This window comes from Serratia sp. CY38905, assembly GCF_052168875.1.
Classification (GTDB): Bacteria; Pseudomonadota; Gammaproteobacteria; order Enterobacterales; family Enterobacteriaceae; genus Serratia; species Serratia sarumanii.
This window is the reverse complement of the sequence record NZ_JBJNLV010000012.1, coordinates 126,561-143,984: the sequence shown is the minus strand read 5'-3', so window position 1 is coordinate 143,984 and position 17,424 is coordinate 126,561. Positions and strand designations below refer to the sequence as shown.

Sequence of the window (17,424 nt, the reverse complement as noted above, 5' to 3'; positions counted from 1 at the left end):
AGGACTTCGGCGATGTCCGCCATGCCCATAGGGGCACCGGGGTGGCCGGAATTGGCTTTTTGTACGGCGTCCATGCTGAGTGCGCGGATGGCGTTGGCAAGCTCTTTACGAGAGGACATGTTTTACTCCAGGTCGGATAAAAAAAGCAGTCAAGTTCCCTATTTTCTCAGACTCCACATCACAACGGCAATCCCTAATGCCAAATGAGAGCGAGTTCACCACTTATTAGCACGATTGGACGCTTTTTCGGAATAACACTATTCTCGCCCCGGCTGGCATACACTAGGCTCTTGCAACAAGATTTCCTCCAAGCAAAATGACTCTTTTACCTTGTTACCTTCACAGGAAGATGGCGTTATGAAGATCCGTACCTCTTTGATTGCGTTGGGCATTGCCACCCTGGCAACCGGCTGTCAAAACCTGAATACCGAAACCTTGATGCAGTCCGGCGCACAGGCGTTCCAGGCGGCGACCCTGAGCAACAACGACGTTAAGGCCCTGAGTGATAAATCCTGCGCCGAGATGGACAGCAAGGCACAAATCGCGCCGGCCGACAGCACCTACGCCAAGCGTCTCAACAAAATCGCCGCGGCGCTGGGCGACAACATCAACGGCACCCCGGCCAACTACAAGGTCTACGTGACCAAAGACGTCAACGCCTGGGCGATGGCCAACGGCTGCATCCGCGTCTACAGCGGCCTGATGGACATGATGAACGACAACGAAGTCGAAGGCGTGCTGGGCCATGAAATGGGCCACGTGGCGCTGGGCCACACCCGTAAGGCGATGCAGGTGGCTTACGGCACCGTGGCGCTGCGCACCGCGGCGTCCTCCGCCGGGGGCGTCATCGGCTCGCTGTCGCAGTCGCAGCTGGCGGACATCGGCGAGAAGCTGGTCAGCGCCCAGTTCTCGCAGAAGCAGGAAAGCGAAGCGGATGATTACTCGTTCGATCTGCTGAAAAAGCGCGGCATCGATCCGAATGGCCTGGCCACCAGCTTCGAAAAACTGGCCCAGATGGAAGCCGGCCGTCAGAGCAGCATGTTCGACGATCACCCGTCTTCCCAAGCGCGCGCTCAGCACATTCGCGATCGCATCGCGGCAGAGAAATAACCACGAGAACGCCCGGCAATCGCCGGGCGTTTTTTATCGTCTCAATACAGCGTCTTCTGCGGCGGCCCGGCGAAGGTCAGCGGCCCGACCTGCTTCATGTCCACCTCGACCACCGACGGCCCCGGGTAGTTGATCGCCTCGGCCAGCACGCCGTTGAACTGCGACGCCGCGTCCACCTTCCAGGCTTTCAACCCCATCGCTTCGGCGATCTGGGTAAAGGCCGGCGTATGCAGCTCGTTGTAATACTGACGCCCGGCGAAGTACTTGTCCTGAATGCCGCGCATCACGCCATAACCGCCGTCGTTCATGATAATCAGGGTGATGTTCACCTGTTCCTGCGCCATGGTCGCCAGCTCGCCCAGGCCCAGCGCCAGACCACCGTCGCCCACCAGCCCCACCACCTTGCGCTGCGGGTTGGCGATCGCGGTGCCGATAGCCATCGGCAGCCCCATACCGATGGCGCCCGCCAGCGAGTGAATGTTGCACAGCGGCGAGATCGCCCGGAACAGCCGGCTGCCCCAGACGCTGCCGGAAACGGTGATATCGCGTACCAGCAACCCGTCCTGCGGCAGCGCGGCGTCGATGGCATCGTTGAGTTTGGCGTATTCGCCGGACTGCTGGCGCAGCGCGCGCTCCGCCTGCTGCACCGCCCCCGCGATCTCGGCATCCCACTCGGCGTTGACCTTCTCGCCGGGGCTCAGCCGCGCCGCCAGCGCCGCCAGCAGCGCCGCACAGTCGCCGTTGATCTGTTCATCGGCCAGATAGTTGCGGTTGGCCGCCGCCGGATCGATGTCAATCTGCACCAGCGGGCGCGGCAGCGGCAGCGTCCAGGTGCGGGTTTCATTACTGCGCAGGCGCGAACCGGCCACCAGCGTCAGATCGCACTGCGTCAGGATCGCTTCGATGCTCGGTGAGTTATGGAACGCCCGCAGGCTGCGCGGATGGCTGTCCGGCAGAATGCCGCGCCCGTGGGTGCTGGAGATCACCGCTACGCCAGCGTCCGCCAGCTTGCGCACCGCGTCGCCGCAGGCCAAGGCGCCGCCCCCCAACCACAGCAGCGGACGCTTGGCCTGTTTCAGCCGCTGATGCAGCCGTTCCACCGCCGCATCGTCCGCCTTCGGCAGCGGCGCCGGCGCCAACGGCTCGGTCAGCACCGAACGGGAAACCAGGCTGCTTTGAATATCGATCGGGATCTCGACCGCCACCGGGCCGCAGGGCACGGTTTGCGCATCCAGGATCGCCCGCTGGATCACCGCCACCGCCTGCTCCGGCGAATTGACCCGGTAAGCGCGTTTGGAGCAGGCGCGCAGGAAGCCGAGCTGATCGCGGGTTTCATGAATAAAACCGGCGTCGGCGTCCAGATAGGCTTTTTCCACCTGGCCGGTGATATGCAGCAGCGGCGTGTTGGCGTTGAGCGCCTCAATCATCGCCCCCACCGCGTTGCCGGCGCCGGCGCCGGTGCTGGTCAACGCCACGCCCAGGCCGGAGAAGCGCCCGTGCGCGTCGGCCATGGTGACCGCCCCCGCTTCGCCGCGCGCCGGCACGAAGCGAATTTTATCGCGCTGCCCCACCGCATCGGCGATCGGCAGATTATGAATCGAAATGATGCCGTACATCGCCGACACCGCGTACTGTTCCAGAGTCCGGGCTATCGCCTCGCCAACCGTGATTTTATCGCTCATCATCTGCCTTCTTAGGGTATTCGTTATTAGGGTTATGCGTAGAGGTGTCGGCCTAGTCGCTCCAGCGATTCACCTGATGGCTCAGCGCCAGATACACGCTTTTCTGCTGCATGTAGGCCTTGATGCCGTTCAGGCCTTTTTCGCGGCCCAGCCCGCTCTCCTTGAAGCCGCCGAACGGCGTGGAAATCGAGAACGTTTTGTAGGTGTTGACCCAGACGGTGCCGGTTTCCAGCCGCTCCGCCAGCGCCATCGCACGAGGGAAGTCGCGGCTCCAGATGCCAGCCGCCAGGCCGTACACCGAGTCGTTAGCCTGTTCAGTCAGCTGTTGCTCGTCGTCGAACGGCAGCGCCACCAGCACCGGGCCGAAGATCTCTTCCTGGCAAACGCGGGCGTCGTTGTTCAAGCCTTCGATAATGGTCGGCAGGTAATAGCTGCCGCTCGCCAGTAGCGGATCGGCCGGCACTTCGCCGCCGATGATCACCCGGCCACCCTCCTGCCGCGCCAGCGCCACGTAGTCCGCTACGCTTTGCCGATGTTTGGCGCTGATCAGCGGGCCGAGATGCACGCCCGGCACCAGCGGGTTGCCGATGCGCAGCCCCGCCGTCAGTTCGGTCAAGCGCGCCAGCAGCGGCTGATACAGCGAACGATGCACGAACAGCCGCGAACCGGCGATGCATGCCTGGCCGGCGGAGCTGAAAATGCCATAGCAGATGCCGCGCGCCGCCTGTTCCAGATCGGCGTCCTCCAGCACGATGGTCGGCGACTTACCGCCCAATTCCAGCGAAGTGGGGATCAGCTTGTCGGCGGCGATGTGCGCCAAATGGCGCCCGGTACTGGTCCCGCCGGTAAAGGCGATCTTTTTCACCAGCGGATGGCGCGCCAACGCCTCGCCGATCACCGAACCTTTGCCCGGCAACACGCTGAGCAGCCCGGCCGGCAGGCCCGCCTGTTCGAACAGCTCGGCCAGCTTCAGCGCCATCAGCGGCGTGGCTTCGGCCGGTTTGAGCACCACCGCGTTGCCCGCCGCCAACGCCGGCGCCACCTTCTGCATTTCGCTGGCGATCGGCGAGTTCCACGGCGTAATGGCGGCGATCACCCCCATCGGTTGGTACTGGCTGAGCGTCATCACCTCGGCGCTGCGCGGGGTCGGCAACTCGCCTTCCAACACCTCGCAGGCGGCGGCAAAGTAGCGCGCGGTCGCCGCCGCGCTGGCCACCAGCCCGCGGGTCTCGGCCAGCGGCTTGCCGTTGTCGCGGGTTTGCAGCTCGGCCAACTGCTCCTGCTGCGCCAGGATCAGGTTGCTGACGCGGTAGAGGATCGAGGCGCGTTGATGCGGCACCAGCCCGCGCCATTCCGGCGCGCGCCAGGCGCGCTCCGCCGCTTCCACCGCCTCGTTCACGTCCTCGACGTTGGCGGCGCGCAGCCGCGCGTTGACGCTGCCGTCGGCCGGGAATACCGAAGCCATCTCTTCGCCACGCCCTTCACGCCAGCGCCCGGCGACAAAAATATTCAATCGTTCCATGCTCCGCTCCTGCCGTTCAGGCAATAAAACCGCCGTCCACCAGACGGCGGCAGGCTTGTACCGCGCTCAGCGCCGCCAGGGTTGATGTTTTGGGATTGCTCGCCAGCGGGGTGCCGCTCAGCTCGATGTGAAATTCGCCAAAGTCGCCGCATACCTGCAGACGATGGGTATTGCGCCGGGTGGCGGGATCGACCTGCAGGCGCACCCGGGTGGCGTCCATCCCCAGACCGTTGAGCGCAATGGTGGCCGCCACGTTGGCATTGGCCGGGAACAAACGCGCCGCTTCGCGCGCCGACCCTTCGAAAAATACCTGCGCTTCGCTCACCGCATCGAGGTCGATCAGCTGCTCCGCCGGGCTGCCTCGCCAGCTGGCCGGGCTTTTGCTGGCCTGATAAGTCACGCTCTCCAGCCCGCCTTCGCGCGCCGACGCCAGCCCATCCATCCCCGCCACCGCACCGGACAGCACGATTAGCTGCCCGTGATGGCGGCGGCAAACCTGCTGCAGCCGCTGTTGCAAGGCGGCGTCCGCCAGCGCGCCGGTCGAGATCAGCGCCAGCGGCCAACCGCGCTGCAGCACCGCTTCGCCGAACTCCGCCACCGCCTGCTGGCTGGCGCACTCCAGCACCAGATCCGGCCGCTGCAAACACTGCTCGGGATGGGTCAGCGCCTGCACCCGCCCGCCAAAGGCCGCGGCGATCGCCGCATGATGAGCCGCGCGCGCCAGGATCCAGCCAACCTCCACGCCTTCCGGCAAACGGGCGATCACTTCCTTCGCCATCGCGCCGTAGCCAATCATCATGATCTTCTTCATCTTTATCGGCCCCTGCTACACATGGCGGTTAAAGCCGCCGGATACGTCCAGCGCCGCGCCGGTGGTAAAGGAAGCCAGCGGCGAGGCGAGGAACAGCAGCGCCTGCGCCGGCTCCTGCGGCTTGCCGAGGCGCTTCATCGGGATGCCGCGCCGTTCGGCGATCGCCGCCGTCCACTGTTCCCAGCTTTGATCTTTATCGCTGCGCTCGTCGAAACGGCGGCGCCACTGGCCTGACTCCACCATCCCCAGCAAGATCGAGTTAACGCGAATGCCTTTGCCCACCAGCTCTTTCGACAGCGTCAGCGTCATGTTGAGCAGCGCGGCGCGCGCCGCCGAGGTGGCGATCATGTGTTCTTCCGGCTGCAGCGCCAGCAGCGAGTTCACGCAGGTGATAGACGCGATCGCCGACCGTTCCAGCGCCGGTAAGAACGCCTGCACCGGGTTGATCACGCCGAACAGCTTCAGCTCGGCCTCATGCAGCCAGGCTTCGCGCGGCGTCTGGTCAAAATGGGCGACGAAGCCCTGACCGGCGTTGTTGATCAGCAGATCCACGCCGCCGAAATGCGCCGTCACCTGAGCGGCGAACTGCGCCACCAGCTGCGCGTCCAGCACGTCGCAGCGCAGCGCCAGAATCTCCGCCTGCGGAAACTCCGCGCGCAGGCTGGCCTCCGCGCCGGCCAGTTTGTCCGGATCGCGGCCGCAGAACGCCACCTTAGCCCCTTCGGCCAGCAGCAGCTTCAGGGTTTCGAAACCGATGCCCGACGAGCCGCCGGTCACCACCGCCACCCGATTCTCAAGCTGAAAATTCATCGTTGGATTGCTCCCGTAAAGTCCCGCAGATAGCGGTTGAAACACGCCGGCGCGTCGAGGTAGCTGGCATGGCCGGCGGCGGCGATCAAACGCAGCGTCGCGTCCTGCTCACGCGCCAGCTCGGCCGCCTTCTCCGGCGGCGTAATGCGATCCTGCTCACCACACCACACCTCCAGCGGGCCGCGATAGCGCGCCAGATAGCGGCCGATATCGTCGTTGGCCAGCATCCAGGCGGCTCTCAGAAAGCCGTCGGGATCGAGCTGCTGCATGCCGTTGCGCACCCAGGCGATGTCCTGCGGATCCGCCCCTTCACGCAGCAAGGCCGCCGCCCGCTGCTCGCCGTAGCCCACCGGCCCCAGCGTCTCTATCATCTGTTGGCGCTGGCCATAGACCTGCCGGCGTATTTCCTCCGGCGCCGTGGCATAGCCCTGCGCCGGATCCGCCAACGCCAATCCGCATAACCCGTCCGGATAGCTGGCGGCATAGGCGCTGCCGATCAGCGCCCCCAGCGAATGGCCGACGATCAGCGGCTGCGCCAGTTGCAGCTCATCTATCAGCGCCGCCAACGCCGCCGCATAACCGGCGGCATCGGCCTGCGGATCCGCCAACGGCAGGCTGCCGCCGTAGCCCGGCGCGTCCCACGCCAACAGACGGTGGCCATCCGTCAGGCCGCTATCGTTGAGCTGCTTGATCCACGAGGCCGATCCGGAGCTGATGCCGTGCAACAACACCACCGGCCGCCCCTGCCCGGTCTCGCGCCAGCTCAGGGTGTACGCCCCGCAGCGCGCCCGTTGGCGTTGCGCCAGGCCGTTCATCAGTTGCGCTTCACTTTGGACAGCGGATGATCCGCCGGATAGGTTGGGATCTCCGGCTTGGCGGTGCCGAGCATCACGCACATCAGCGCCTCTTCCTCACCGTGGTTGAACAGGCCGCGATACACCCCCGCCGGCACCGAGATCAGATCGCGCTCTTTCAGCCTGGTCTCGTAATACTCTTCCCCATCCTGAATCATCAGCGTGATGCTGCCTTTCAGCATGAAGAACACTTCTTCCACGTCGTCGTGCAGGTGCAGCGGCCCCTCGCACTTCGACGGCAGCACCATGGTGGAGAAGGTGAAGTTGCCCGCCGGAATGGTGTTGGCGTCGCTGGCCACGCCGGTAGCGCCGGTGCCGATGTAGCGCATCTGCGCACGGCGGTATTTCGGATCAAAGTCGGCCTGGAATTTCAGCGCGTTCCAGTCGTATTTACGGCCTTCGAAACGGGCGATGCGCGACTCCACCCAATTTTCCATCGACAGATCCTGCGGCTTGACGCCGGCTTTGTTCTCAACCTGAGACATGTTGTCACTCCTCTGTTGAATCGATTGATTAATCAGTACTTTCTCAGTAACGGCAGCAGAATGAGGCAGCCGACGAAAGCCATCACCACCAGGAACAGCAGGCCGTTATCCATATTGCCGGTAGCGGCGATCAACGCCCCCATCAGCACCGGCGCCAGCGCGCCGGCAAAATTGCCCAACCCGTTGAAGATGCCGCCGGCGGTAGCGCTGACCTTGCTGCTGGTCGCCTTCGCCAACAGCGCGAAAATATTCGGCGCGCCGGCGCCCCACATAAAGGTGCTGAAGGCCATGGCGGCGATTACGCTGTAGGTGCCCTGCAGGTGCAGCACCACCGCCAAACCGAGGCCGGCGCCGCACAGCGACAGGAAACAGGCCAGCGCGCGCCGATCCAGCTTGTCCGACAGCCAGGCGCCCAGTACTTCGCCGAGCAGCATGGCGATGAACGGCAGCGAAGAGAGGTAACCGGCATGCTCCAGATGAATGCCTTTCCCTTTGATCAGATAGCTCGGCAACCAGCCGTTCATGCCCCACAGGTAGGTCAGGAAGGCGATGTTGAACAGGCAGATCATCCAAAAGTGCGGGCTGCGCAGCAGCTCGCGGCGATGCTGTTGGCGTTCGGACACCACCGGCTTGGTCGCCGCCGCCGGGCGCGCGACGTTCAGGTGGCGCATGCCGAACAGCACCAGCAACATCACCGGCAGCGTCAGAAACGCCATAAAGAAGAAGGTGGCCTGCCAGTCGAAGGTATTGAGAATGTACAGGGTGACCGGGAAGCCAAGCGCGGCGCCCAGCGGCGTGCCGAGCAGCCACAGCATGGTGGCGCGCGCCTGCAGCTGCGGCGGGAAGGCCTGACGAATAATGGCGTAGGCCATCGGCAGCAGCGGCCCTTCGGCGATGCCGAGCAGAATGCGCAGCGTCATCATGGCGTGATAGGAACGCGTCATCCCCATCAACACCATCAGCACACCCCACACCACCATCATGCCAATCAATACCTTGACCGGATTAAGCCGATCGCCGATGCCGCTGAGCAGCATCGAGGAAATGCCGTAGGAGAACAGAAACGCGCTCATCAGCAAACCCAGCCGCGCCGGGTCAAAACCGATGCCTAACGCCTGCTGAAACTCACTATCGGAAAACAGCGCCGCGATGCTGATCTTGTCGAAAAACGCCAGCAGCACGCAGGCGAACAGCGCGATCGGCACCGACCAGCGCACCCGCTGCTGCGGATTTTCGGCAACGGCTTCCCCCGCCCGTCCAGCGCGGGCGTCAATGTCTTGCGTAGTCATAAAACGCTCCCGAGGTTCGGGCGTTATTTCAACGCCATCAAAGAAAACTCCGCATCCGCCAGCTGCTGCGGATCCAGCACCCGGCCGCTCGCCAGCCAACGCTTGCCGAGCTTGATGGTGCGCGCATCGTTGAACGCCACCATCTGCACCAGCTGCCGATCGGCGTTCAGCGTGAAGAACACCTGCGACTGCGGCGTGCGGCGCACCACATGGTGCACGCCGCCGCTCGGCACGCCGAGGATCTGGATATTGGCGTCGTATTGATCCGACCAAAGCCAGGCCACGTCGTCATACGGTGCGGCGAAGGCGTCGAGCATCGCGCAGGCGGTGCTGATGGCCTGATTTTGCGCGTAGGCCCAGGACTGCAGGCACAGGCCGAGCGTCGGGTGGCGCGCCACGTCACCGGCGGCGAAGATCGCCGGATGGCTGGTGCGCCCCTGGCCGTCGACCACGATGCCGGACTCGATCGCCAACCCGGCGCTGCGCGCCAGTTCGAGATTCAGCTCGACGCCGATCCCCACCACCACCAGGTCGAAGGCCTGCGGATCGCTGACTTCACTGCCGATCCAGGCGGCGCCGTCGCGATCTTCCAACGAGATCTCGCCGCAGCCGCACAGCACCGTGACGCCCTGCTGACGATGCAGTTCGAGCAACGCCTGTGAAACGTCGGCGCCGACGCTGCGCATGCACAGCGCGGGCTGGCGTTCAAACACCGTCACCTCGGCGCCGAGACGGCGCGCGGAAGCGGCGATCTCCAGCCCGATCCAACCGCCGCCGACGATCGCCAGGCGGCGGCAACCCTGCAGGCCCTGCCGCAACCGAGCCGCATCGTCCCAGGAACGCAGCGTCATAACGCGCGGGTGCTGCGCCCAGGCGGCGCCCGGCAAACGCGGCCGACCGCCGGTGGCGATCAGCAACTGCTCGAACTGCAGCCGTTGCCCGTCGCTGAGCGTGACGATTTGCTGTTCTGCATCGATGGACTCGGCGCGCAGCGGGCGACGCCAGTCGATATTCAGCTCCGCCACCGTCTGTTCGCTGAACAGCCGGCTGAGGGGAGCCGCGGCATCCAGCAGCGCCGCTTTCGACAGCGGCGGCCGCTCGTAAAAATCGTAGGGTTCGTCGCTGACCACCGTCAGCCGGCCGCTGTAACCGCGATCGCGCAGCGTCTTGGCCGCCCAGCCGCCGGCCTGGCCGCCGCCGACGATAACGATGCCCGCATGTTCCGGCCGGTTCATAACGCCGCCGCCTTTTTATGCTGACGGCGCGTGTCGTGATCGATGCCGCCCTCTACCGCCCATTCGGTGAAGGAGACCAACGAATGCTCCAGCTCGCGCGGCTGCCAGTTTTCCGTCAGATAATCGTCGTTGGTGTAGTACTCGAACGCGCCGCCGGTCGGGCTGTTGACGTACCAGAAATAGGCCGAGGAGATCGGGTGGCGGCCGGGGCCGATAAAGGTGCTCCACTTCTCCTTGTTCATGGCGATGCCGCCGCCGATCACTTCGTGGATATCGCGCACGGTGAACGCCACGTGGTTCAGGCCCCGTGGGCGGTTCGGCAGCTTCAGCAGGAACAGGTTATGGTGGCCGCCGCGCGCCTGGGTACGCAGGAAGACGGCGCGATCGATATAGCGATCGGAAACCTGGAAATCCAACAGCTCGCGATAGAAGCGCTCGGTCGCCGCCAGATCCTCAACGAAGAACACCACGTGGCCGATGTTGATCGGCTGTGCCTGCGAATAGACCGGGCTGGGTTGATCGATGCGGCGCACGTCGCCCCATTGGTTGATTGGCGTGACCGGCACCTCGACCGCCTGCTGGCGGCTGACGACGAAGCGCAGCGTCATGCCGTTGGGATCGAGGCATTCCAGCTCTTCTCCCACCTGCCGGAAGCCGGGCATCAACGCCAAACGCGGCTGCAGGCGCGCCAGCTCGGCGGGCGAGGCCACGCCCCAGGTCATGCGGCGCAGGGTAGAACCGCCTTCAAACGCCGCAGGCAGCGCCGCGCTTTGCAACGGGTGCAGGACAACCCGCGCCCCGCTCAGGGTGGTGAATTCGCGCTGCGGTTCGCCCCAATGTTGCGTGGCGGGCTGCAGGCCGAAGTCTTGCATGAATTTTTCGCAGGTTGGCAGATCTTCGACGCCAAATTCCAGTTTTTCGATTCCGATTACGCTCATTGTTCAGCCTCACGTTCTCGCTGCATACGGTTTTCAGGCATGAGTCAACCCCGGCCCCTGTTTGCTACGGGCCTTATCCCTGCCTGAGTAAAAGAGTCGGTCCTGTCGGTTAGCCGACGTTGGCCTGCGGCGGCGCGCCGAGGAAGCCGGAAATTTTCTCCGCCGCGTCGCGTACTTCCATGCGCAGCCGCTCGCGATCCGCTTTCGGGATCTCATCGGACGGCACCATGATGCTGACCACCGCCTCGACCCGCTGCTCGCGGTTGAAGATCGGATAGACGATCGAGGAGATGCCGTGGCGGAAGAACGATTCGCCGATCACATAGCCGCGCGCTTTGTCTTGCTGCACCATCTGCCACAGCGTTTCGCGATCCGCCGGGGTGCCCGGCGCATTGCCCGGCAGCTGCGCGTCCGGATAAAGTTGTTCGAACTCGCTGCGGGTGGCGCTGGTCAACAGCATGCGGCCGAGCGAGGTTTGGTGCACCGGCAAGCGGGTGCCGACGCTGACCTGATTGATCTGCGAACCGGCGGCGCTGACGCGGGCGATGTAGATAACGTCGCGCCCATCGCGGATCGCCAGATGACTGCTGCACTGGCTGCGATCGCGCAGCTGCTCAATCACCGGCTGGCCGGCCTGCGCCACGTCCAGCGACGCGATGTATTCAAAGCCGAGGCGCAGCACCTTGATGCCAAGCGCAAAGGTGTTGGTGCGCGGATTGCGTTCCAGAAAGCCCAGGTGCTCAAGCGTCTGCACCACGCGGTAAGCGGTGGCCTTCGGCATATCGACCAGGCGATGCAACTCGGCGAAAGTCATTTCCTTATGCTGCTCGCCAAACGCCAGCAGCAGCTGCAACCCGCGATCCAGCCCCGGGATCAGATACTTACATGCTTGCTCGTCCGCCATCTCTCACTCCTGCGCTGTGCGCCGGCCCTGCGGGCCGTCAGTTGAATACAAAGCCGCCGTTGACCGGCAGCAGTTGGCCGGTGACGAAATCCGCCAGCGGCGACAGCAGATAAAGCACCGTACCGTTCACATCGTCCGGATGCTGCGCCCCGGCCAGCGCGCGCCCCTGCTCGTACAGCTGATGACGCTCGGCGGGCACATACTCGGTGGCTTCCACCCGCGTCAAGCCCGGCGCGATGGCGTTGACGCAGATCCCCTGCGGGCCCAGCTCGCGCGCCATCGAGCGGGTCATCGCGATCAGCGCGCCTTTACTGGCGACATAGGCCATCAGGCGCGGAGCGCCCCACAGCGCAGTGTCCGACGCCACGTTGACGATCTTGGCGTGCGGGCTGCGCGCCAGCAGCGGCACCGCCGCCTGGCTCACCAGCCAGGTGCCGCGCACGTTGACCTGCATCACCCGATCCCACAGATCGATATCGTATTCCATCATGGTTTTGCCGCCGACGCCGGTCGCCAACGCCGCGTTGTTCACCAGGCCGTCGATTCCGCCGCCTGCGGCGATCTTCTCGAACGCCGAACGGATCGAATCCGGTGACGCCAGATCGATGGTCTGCGTTTCCACCTGAGCGCCCTGCTCACGCAGCGCGGCGCCGCTCGCCGCCAGCTCATCCGCCAAAATATCGCACATCACCACCTGCGCGCCGGCGGCGGCGATGGCGGCGGCGAAGCTGTAACCCAGGCCGCGCGCCGCGCCGGTGACAACAATGCGTTTGCCGTTCAACAGGCCGTTCACTGCGCCGCCTCCCGCTCGCGCAGCGTCGCCAGCTGTTTCTGCGCTTCTTTCTGCATCAGGCGGCGCAGGCGCGAAAGGCCGACGTCGTGCTGGTACAGGTATTCGCGGCCGCGGGCGTTAGGCGCCATATTTTCAAGCACGATGCGATCCTGCTCAAGCACGTCCCAATGCAACGATTCCAGGCGGTTGCGGTACATGAAGCGCCACATGTCGCGCTGCCAGTCTTTGACCTTGCGGATGCGCCAGAAGAACACCCGGCAGTGATCCTTGTCTTCCGGCACCACCATGCCGATGATCCAGAAGTGACCGCCCGGCCCGAAGCGCTTTTTGTACGGGATCGACAGGCGCATCCAATACGCGCCGCTGTTGCCGAACTCCACCCAGTCGAAGTTGACGCCAATCTGGCCGTTCTTCTTGAAGATAAATCCGCTGTCGGTCGGCTCCAGCCCCATATCCGCCTTGCGGTCCCCTTCCGCCATCGAGTGCGAGGAGGAGTGCAGGTAGGTGCCGTGCATCGGATCCATCACGTTTTCCAGGGCGTATTGGTAGTTGCAGTTCCAGCTGGCGGTGCACAGGAAATTGCTGTACGACGCTTCGTCCGCCAGCTCTTGCGGGAAAGTCAGCGCCGCCGGCGCTTCATCCGCCGTCACGCCGAAATAGAGGAACACCGCGCCGTAGGCTTCTTTGGCCGGGTAAGACCGCAGGCATTTTTGCCCCACCAGCGGGCAACGATCCACCGCCGGCACGTCTTTCACCGTGCCGTCGCCGCCGACCTCCACCCCGTGATACCAGCAGGCGATGCGATCGCCGAGGTTCCATCCCATGGAAAGCCGCGCGCCGCGGTGCGGGCAGCGGTCTTCCAGCGCGTGGATCTGGCCTTCACCGTCGCGCCACACCACGATTTGCTGCTCCAGACGGGTGATGCCGACCGGATTGTTGCCCACTTCCCAGCTGGCCAGCACCGGATACCACATGCCGCGCAGCCCCTGGTCAAGATAGTCCTGCAAGCTCTGTTCGGAGGATGTTGTATTTGCTGTCATTGTCTTCTCCCGGATGTGGCTCAGAAACCGTTAACGTGAAGGAATTCGCGGAACGTCGCCTCATTCCACGGTTGGCCGCTGCGATCGAACAGGCGGCGCTGATTCAACGCGCTGACGATCTGCTCCAGCTCTTCCGCGCCCTGATCGAAGATCGTTTCCAGCGCCGCCACCAGGGCGGTTTCGAAACCGTCCGGCACCCGGGCGCGGTTTTGCCAGATCACGTTGCGAAATTGGCCCGGCTGATGGATTTGACCGTTGCCGCCTTCGCGGGCCGGCGTCACCTGTTGGGTGTCCGGCAGCCAGGGATTGAAATCGGTGATGTGCTGCATGATTACTCCTCCGCGATAAAGGTGATCTGGATTTGGTTGTCGACCACCCGGGTGGGATAGGTTTGCAGATCGCGGCCGCCCGGCTCGCGCAGGCACTGGCCGGTGCGCACGTCAAACAGCGCTTCGTGCAGCGGACACTCAACCTTGCCGTCGTCTACAAACCCCTGGCTGAGCAAGGCATAGGCATGCGGGCAGACGTCTTCCAGCGCGTAGTAGTTACCGTCGAGCAGGTATACCCCGATCTCTTTTCCTTCCACGTTGCCGGAAAAAGGAAAATCTTCTTTCACCTGAGACACTTCGCACACATTCTTCCAGCTCATTGCTTTTATCCTCTATCTGATTGTTTCATATATGAAACTCAGTTTCTTATTTAATACAGTCACTATAAGTGTGGCGAAACTTTCGTCAAGCGAGCGGAACGGCAAATGTTAATGAAAGGTTGTTTAAAAATGACAAATGCGGGAAGGATCACGAAATAATGCACCGATATGAAAAACCTATGTCAGTTGTGCGCTCCCCTGCTAATTTATGGCAAAAAACGCGTTGATTCCGGCGACGCATTGCGCGTAAAAGTGTTTTCTCTCTGTCTTTCACACCCTATTTGATAACAATAATTTTACATCAATCAGCCTCATCCTCCCGCGTTTGCGCTAACTGGCATCCTCGGGTGAGTTTGCTGCTGCCTGAATTCGTCAACCGCTCGCACTGAGGAACGCGCCGTGCAACAACGTCAACGCTGGTTTGGAGTGATCGCCCTGCTGTTTCTGATCGTTATCGCCTATGCGGATCGGGTCAATATCGCCGTGATGTTGGTCAATCCCGACTTCCTGCAACACTTCCAACTTGGCGGTGACCGCGCTCACCAGGGCACGCTGATGACGGTGTTTTTGCTCGGCTACGGGCTGTCCGCCATGTTGCTGACGCCGTTTCTGGAAACGCTGATGGGCTACCGCCGCGCGCTGACGCTGAGCGTGGTGCTGTGGGCGCTGCTCACCGCCGCCTCGCCGCTGGCGGGCTCGCTGATGCTGCTGTGCGTGGTGCGCGCGCTGCTTGGCGTCAGCGAAGGGCCGCTGTTCTCGCTGAAGACCATGTACATCGGCGAGCATTTCGCCGCCGACGAGCGCGGCAAGCCCAACGCGGTCAGCGCATTGGGCGTTTCATTGGGGCTGGTGCTCGGCTTTCCGCTGGTGAGTTTTCTGATGGCGCACTTCGGTTGGGCGATGTCGTTTCACCTGCTGGCGCTGCTCAACCTGCTGCTGGGGCTGGCGCTGGTGCGGCTGTTCGTTCACCCGCTTCCCTTATCCTCATCTTCACGCCCTGCCGATCCGCAACCGGTGCTGAACCGCGTCTGGCGCATCTTTGCACTGGCCTGGCGCACGCCGATGCTCGGCTGGATCCTGCTGATCGAGATCGCCACGCTCAGCTACCTGTGGGGCTCCAGCGCCTGGCTGCCGGCGTATCTGACCGATGAAAAGGGTTTTTCCATCAAACAGATGGGCTGGATGGCCGCGCTGCCTTTCATCGTCAGCATCGCCTCCAAATACCTCGGTGGCGTGTTGCTCGATCGTATCCGCCCTTATCAGGCGCCGCTGATCTTCGTCTGCGGCGGCGCAGCGACCGCGCTGTGCATTTATGGCGTGATGCACAGCCATCAGCTTGGCTGGATCGCCTTCTTCCTGCTGGCGGCCAACGCCTGTTGGGGGGCGCAGGGCGCGGCGATACCCACGCTGCTGCAACATTATGCGCGGCCGGAGGCGGTCGGCAGCGCCTATGGGCTGATCAACGGCATCGGCAATCTGTTCTCGGCGTTTGTGCCGATGGCGATGGGCATGGTGATGGCCAGCCAGGGCAAGGTGTCTTCAGGCTTTGCGGTGCTGATCGCCTCGCAGCTGCTGACGCTGCTGGCGGGCGGCGCGCTGTTTGGCCGCATGTTGCTGGCACAGCAGATGAAGCGGGCATAAACCCGTTTCTCTGCCCTGTGCGGCGGAAAACCGAAAGCGTTGAGAGGGTGCTCATGGATCTGGACGCCAACAGCCAGCAGACGGGGAACATCCCCCGCCGCCGGGTTGCCTTACCGTTCGGATTCGTAAGCCAAAATGGCCGCAACCTCCGTGTTGCCCAATCGGATCCGCAGCTCACACAGCGTGCTGCGAGTTATCCATGCCAGTGATATTACCGTGGCACAAATAACCACCAATTTTAACAGGCTCCGTTTGTTCGGCATCATGCCTTCTTCTCCTTGCCTCGCGGCGGGTAAGAGGCTAACTTAACGTTGTCTGGCGTTAGAGTTGGCCTCGGGTTGATGGATATCGACTCGGGGCTTTTCTCTTTGTACCTTTCACGCAGGCTCCAGATACAAAGATCCAGAGCACCCGCGCGCAGTATATTCATCCTCCCCACTCTCCAGATTCCTTTTTACTGACTCAGTTTCATTTCTGCGCGGTGTTGTGCAAAAGCGTTGCAACGGACTGAGAAGGCAGCGCGGATGGCGGCAAATGCAATAAAAAAAGCGGCCCCCATACGATGGAGGCCGCTTTTTCAGCGAGGAGTAGCCTGGCGTCAGGCGTGTTTCTTGGCCGCCTGCAGGTACAGCATCTCCAGGCCCAGGGTCGCCGCGGCCAGCGCGGTGATCTCGGACTGGTCATAAGCCGGCGCCACTTCCACCACGTCCATGCCGACGATGTTCAGCGACTGCATGCCGCGCACCAGCTTCAGCGCGCGATCGGAGGTCAGGCCGCCGATCACCGGCGTGCCGGTGCCCGGTGCGAACGCCGGATCCAGGCAGTCAATGTCGAAGGTCAGATACACCGGCATATCGCCGACGATGCCCTTGATCTGGGTCAGCAGGTCGTCCACGCTGCGATCGTTCACCTGCGCGGCGTCCAGCACGGTAAAACCGTTGTCATGATCGAACTCGGTACGAATGCCGATCTGCACCGAGTGGTGCGGATCGATCAAGCCTTCGTTCGGGGCATGGTAGAACATGGTGCCGTGGTCGAACTTGCTGCCGTTGGCGTAGGTATCGGTGTGGGCGTCGAAGTGCACCAGCGCCAGCTTGCCGAAATGCTTGGCGTGCGCGCGCAGCAGCGGCAGGGTCACGAAGTGGTCGCCGCCGAACGAGAGCATGCGCTTACCGGCCTTCAGCAGTTTCTCCGCGTGCGCCTGCAGCTTGTCGCTCATGTCTTGCGCGTCGCCGAAGTTGAACACGATATCGCCGCAGTCAACCACGTTCAGCCGATCGCGCAGATCGAAGCTCCACGGCCAGCGGTTGCCTTCCCAGGCCAGGTTGGTGGACACCTGACGGATGGCCGCCGGGCCGTGACGGCCGCCGGCGCGACCGGAGGTCGCCATGTCAAACGGAATGCCGGTGATGACCCACTCTGCATCGCTGTCGTAAGGCATGAAGTTCAGCGGAAAGCGCAGGAAACCAAAGGCGTTGGACACTAATGAATTATCGGACTGATGGCCTAAGGTGCTCATAGTAAACCCTCGTAGTTCAACAAGTTGCCGGGCGCAGAGGCCGGGCCGTTACAAAAAAAAATCCCTCCCGCGTCGTTAGCCCGACGAGAAAGGGATTTGTTCGATGTTTGTTTCGGTGCTACCGATACGGCTGATTATGGCC

General features: G+C 63.2%; 19 protein-coding genes. 2 read left to right on the top strand and 17 right to left on the bottom strand.

What is annotated here, in order from left to right:
• The coding region (locus ACJ8MK_RS21235) for a hypothetical protein (protein WP_154648380.1) at positions 1–119 on the bottom strand (119 nt) is incomplete at its 3' end.
• Between the two features lie 238 nt (positions 120–357).
• Between ACJ8MK_RS21235 and ACJ8MK_RS21230 the strand changes: the two genes are divergently transcribed.
• Positions 358–1,110: a M48 family metallopeptidase gene (locus ACJ8MK_RS21230; RefSeq protein WP_033654702.1), complete on the top strand. Its 753-nt coding sequence runs from the start codon at positions 358–360 to the stop codon at positions 1,108–1,110.
• A 41-nt stretch (positions 1,111–1,151) separates the two neighbouring features.
• Here ACJ8MK_RS21230 and ACJ8MK_RS21225 read toward each other — a convergent pair whose 3' ends face one another.
• From ACJ8MK_RS21225 to ACJ8MK_RS21160, 14 genes are all read right to left on the bottom strand, one after another.
• Complete coding sequence (locus ACJ8MK_RS21225) at positions 1,152–2,792, bottom strand: thiamine pyrophosphate-binding protein (protein ID WP_060436635.1); 1,641 nt, start codon at positions 2,790–2,792, stop codon at positions 1,152–1,154.
• A 52-nt stretch (positions 2,793–2,844) separates the two neighbouring features.
• Entirely contained in the window at positions 2,845–4,314 is a 1,470-nt protein-coding gene (locus ACJ8MK_RS21220; RefSeq protein WP_049195191.1) for an aldehyde dehydrogenase, read from the bottom strand.
• Between the two features lie 16 nt (positions 4,315–4,330).
• Positions 4,331–5,125: an aspartate dehydrogenase gene (locus ACJ8MK_RS21215; protein WP_033635893.1), complete on the bottom strand. Its 795-nt coding sequence runs from the start codon at positions 5,123–5,125 to the stop codon at positions 4,331–4,333.
• A gap of 15 nt (positions 5,126–5,140) precedes the next feature.
• Positions 5,141–5,935: an SDR family oxidoreductase gene (locus tag ACJ8MK_RS21210; RefSeq protein WP_308333660.1), complete on the bottom strand. Its 795-nt coding sequence runs from the start codon at positions 5,933–5,935 to the stop codon at positions 5,141–5,143.
• A complete protein-coding gene (locus tag ACJ8MK_RS21205; protein ID WP_033654699.1) occupies positions 5,932–6,750 on the bottom strand; it encodes an alpha/beta fold hydrolase in 819 nt (272 codons plus the stop codon). Before ACJ8MK_RS21205 ends, ACJ8MK_RS21210 begins: the two co-directional genes overlap by 4 nt.
• On the bottom strand, positions 6,750–7,274 hold the full coding sequence (locus ACJ8MK_RS21200) for a cupin domain-containing protein (RefSeq protein ID WP_004937634.1): 525 nt from the start codon (positions 7,272–7,274) through the stop codon (positions 6,750–6,752). The genes ACJ8MK_RS21205 and ACJ8MK_RS21200 overlap by 1 nt, the downstream gene beginning before the upstream one ends.
• 32 nt (positions 7,275–7,306) lie before the next feature.
• Positions 7,307–8,563 (bottom strand): MFS transporter, encoded by a 1,257-nt coding sequence (locus tag ACJ8MK_RS21195; protein WP_442518042.1) that lies wholly within the window; start codon positions 8,561–8,563, stop codon positions 7,307–7,309.
• A 23-nt stretch (positions 8,564–8,586) separates the two neighbouring features.
• Complete coding sequence (locus tag ACJ8MK_RS21190) at positions 8,587–9,798, bottom strand: NAD(P)/FAD-dependent oxidoreductase (protein WP_033654697.1); 1,212 nt, start codon at positions 9,796–9,798, stop codon at positions 8,587–8,589.
• Positions 9,795–10,736 carry a VOC family protein gene (locus tag ACJ8MK_RS21185; RefSeq protein WP_060427012.1) on the bottom strand — a complete coding sequence of 314 codons (942 nt, stop codon included), beginning with the start codon at positions 10,734–10,736 and terminating at the stop codon, positions 9,795–9,797. Before ACJ8MK_RS21185 ends, ACJ8MK_RS21190 begins: the two co-directional genes overlap by 4 nt.
• Positions 10,737–10,845: 109 nt before the next feature.
• Positions 10,846–11,640, bottom strand: a complete 795-nt coding sequence (locus ACJ8MK_RS21180; protein ID WP_004937625.1) for an IclR family transcriptional regulator — start codon at positions 11,638–11,640, stop codon at positions 10,846–10,848.
• A 37-nt stretch (positions 11,641–11,677) separates the two neighbouring features.
• On the bottom strand, positions 11,678–12,433 hold the full coding sequence (locus ACJ8MK_RS21175) for an SDR family oxidoreductase (RefSeq protein WP_033635901.1): 756 nt from the start codon (positions 12,431–12,433) through the stop codon (positions 11,678–11,680).
• Entirely contained in the window at positions 12,430–13,473 is a 1,044-nt protein-coding gene (locus ACJ8MK_RS21170; RefSeq protein ID WP_033635902.1) for an aromatic ring-hydroxylating oxygenase subunit alpha, read from the bottom strand. The genes ACJ8MK_RS21175 and ACJ8MK_RS21170 overlap by 4 nt, the downstream gene beginning before the upstream one ends.
• A gap of 20 nt (positions 13,474–13,493) precedes the next feature.
• Entirely contained in the window at positions 13,494–13,802 is a 309-nt protein-coding gene (locus ACJ8MK_RS21165) for a recombinase-like helix-turn-helix domain-containing protein (protein ID WP_004937617.1), read from the bottom strand.
• A 2-nt stretch (positions 13,803–13,804) separates the two neighbouring features.
• Entirely contained in the window at positions 13,805–14,122 is a 318-nt protein-coding gene (locus ACJ8MK_RS21160) for a non-heme iron oxygenase ferredoxin subunit (protein WP_033632120.1), read from the bottom strand.
• Positions 14,123–14,521: 399 nt separating this feature from the next.
• Between ACJ8MK_RS21160 and ACJ8MK_RS21155 the strand changes: the two genes are divergently transcribed.
• A complete protein-coding gene (locus ACJ8MK_RS21155; protein WP_060431525.1) occupies positions 14,522–15,763 on the top strand; it encodes an MFS transporter in 1,242 nt (413 codons plus the stop codon).
• A gap of 110 nt (positions 15,764–15,873) precedes the next feature.
• On the opposite strand, the gene ACJ8MK_RS21150 is transcribed toward ACJ8MK_RS21155, so the two are convergent.
• A complete protein-coding gene (locus tag ACJ8MK_RS21150) occupies positions 15,874–16,026 on the bottom strand; it encodes a Hok/Gef family protein (protein WP_043148097.1) in 153 nt (50 codons plus the stop codon).
• A 335-nt stretch (positions 16,027–16,361) separates the two neighbouring features.
• Positions 16,362–17,282, bottom strand: coding sequence for an agmatinase (speB, locus tag ACJ8MK_RS21145; RefSeq protein ID WP_004937606.1), 921 nt, complete (start codon positions 17,280–17,282; stop codon positions 16,362–16,364).
• Between the last annotated feature and the right edge of the window lie 142 nt (positions 17,283–17,424).

Excerpts from the sequence above, each read along its gene's own strand:
- ACJ8MK_RS21150 (WP_043148097.1), bottom strand. The coding sequence starts at position 16,026 with ATGCCGAACAAACGGAGCCTGTTAAAATTGGTGGTTATTTGTGCCACG.
- ACJ8MK_RS21215 (WP_033635893.1), bottom strand. The coding sequence starts at position 5,125 with ATGAAGAAGATCATGATGATTGGCTACGGCGCGATGGCGAAGGAAGTG.
- ACJ8MK_RS21225 (WP_060436635.1), bottom strand. The coding sequence starts at position 2,792 with ATGAGCGATAAAATCACGGTTGGCGAGGCGATAGCCCGGACTCTGGAA.
- ACJ8MK_RS21160 (WP_033632120.1), bottom strand. The coding sequence starts at position 14,122 with ATGAGCTGGAAGAATGTGTGCGAAGTGTCTCAGGTGAAAGAAGATTTT.
- speB (WP_004937606.1), bottom strand. The coding sequence starts at position 17,282 with ATGAGCACCTTAGGCCATCAGTCCGATAATTCATTAGTGTCCAACGCC.
- ACJ8MK_RS21185 (WP_060427012.1), bottom strand. The coding sequence starts at position 10,736 with ATGAGCGTAATCGGAATCGAAAAACTGGAATTTGGCGTCGAAGATCTG.
- ACJ8MK_RS21200 (WP_004937634.1), bottom strand. The coding sequence starts at position 7,274 with ATGTCTCAGGTTGAGAACAAAGCCGGCGTCAAGCCGCAGGATCTGTCG.
- ACJ8MK_RS21165 (WP_004937617.1), bottom strand. The coding sequence starts at position 13,802 with ATGCAGCACATCACCGATTTCAATCCCTGGCTGCCGGACACCCAACAG.
- ACJ8MK_RS21230 (WP_033654702.1), top strand. The coding sequence starts at position 358 with ATGAAGATCCGTACCTCTTTGATTGCGTTGGGCATTGCCACCCTGGCA.
- ACJ8MK_RS21190 (WP_033654697.1), bottom strand. The coding sequence starts at position 9,798 with ATGAACCGGCCGGAACATGCGGGCATCGTTATCGTCGGCGGCGGCCAG.
- ACJ8MK_RS21210 (WP_308333660.1), bottom strand. The coding sequence starts at position 5,935 with ATGAATTTTCAGCTTGAGAATCGGGTGGCGGTGGTGACCGGCGGCTCG.
- ACJ8MK_RS21205 (WP_033654699.1), bottom strand. The coding sequence starts at position 6,750 with ATGAACGGCCTGGCGCAACGCCAACGGGCGCGCTGCGGGGCGTACACC.
- ACJ8MK_RS21195 (WP_442518042.1), bottom strand. The coding sequence starts at position 8,563 with ATGACTACGCAAGACATTGACGCCCGCGCTGGACGGGCGGGGGAAGCC.
- ACJ8MK_RS21180 (WP_004937625.1), bottom strand. The coding sequence starts at position 11,640 with ATGGCGGACGAGCAAGCATGTAAGTATCTGATCCCGGGGCTGGATCGC.
- ACJ8MK_RS21170 (WP_033635902.1), bottom strand. The coding sequence starts at position 13,473 with ATGACAGCAAATACAACATCCTCCGAACAGAGCTTGCAGGACTATCTT.
- ACJ8MK_RS21220 (WP_049195191.1), bottom strand. The coding sequence starts at position 4,314 with ATGGAACGATTGAATATTTTTGTCGCCGGGCGCTGGCGTGAAGGGCGT.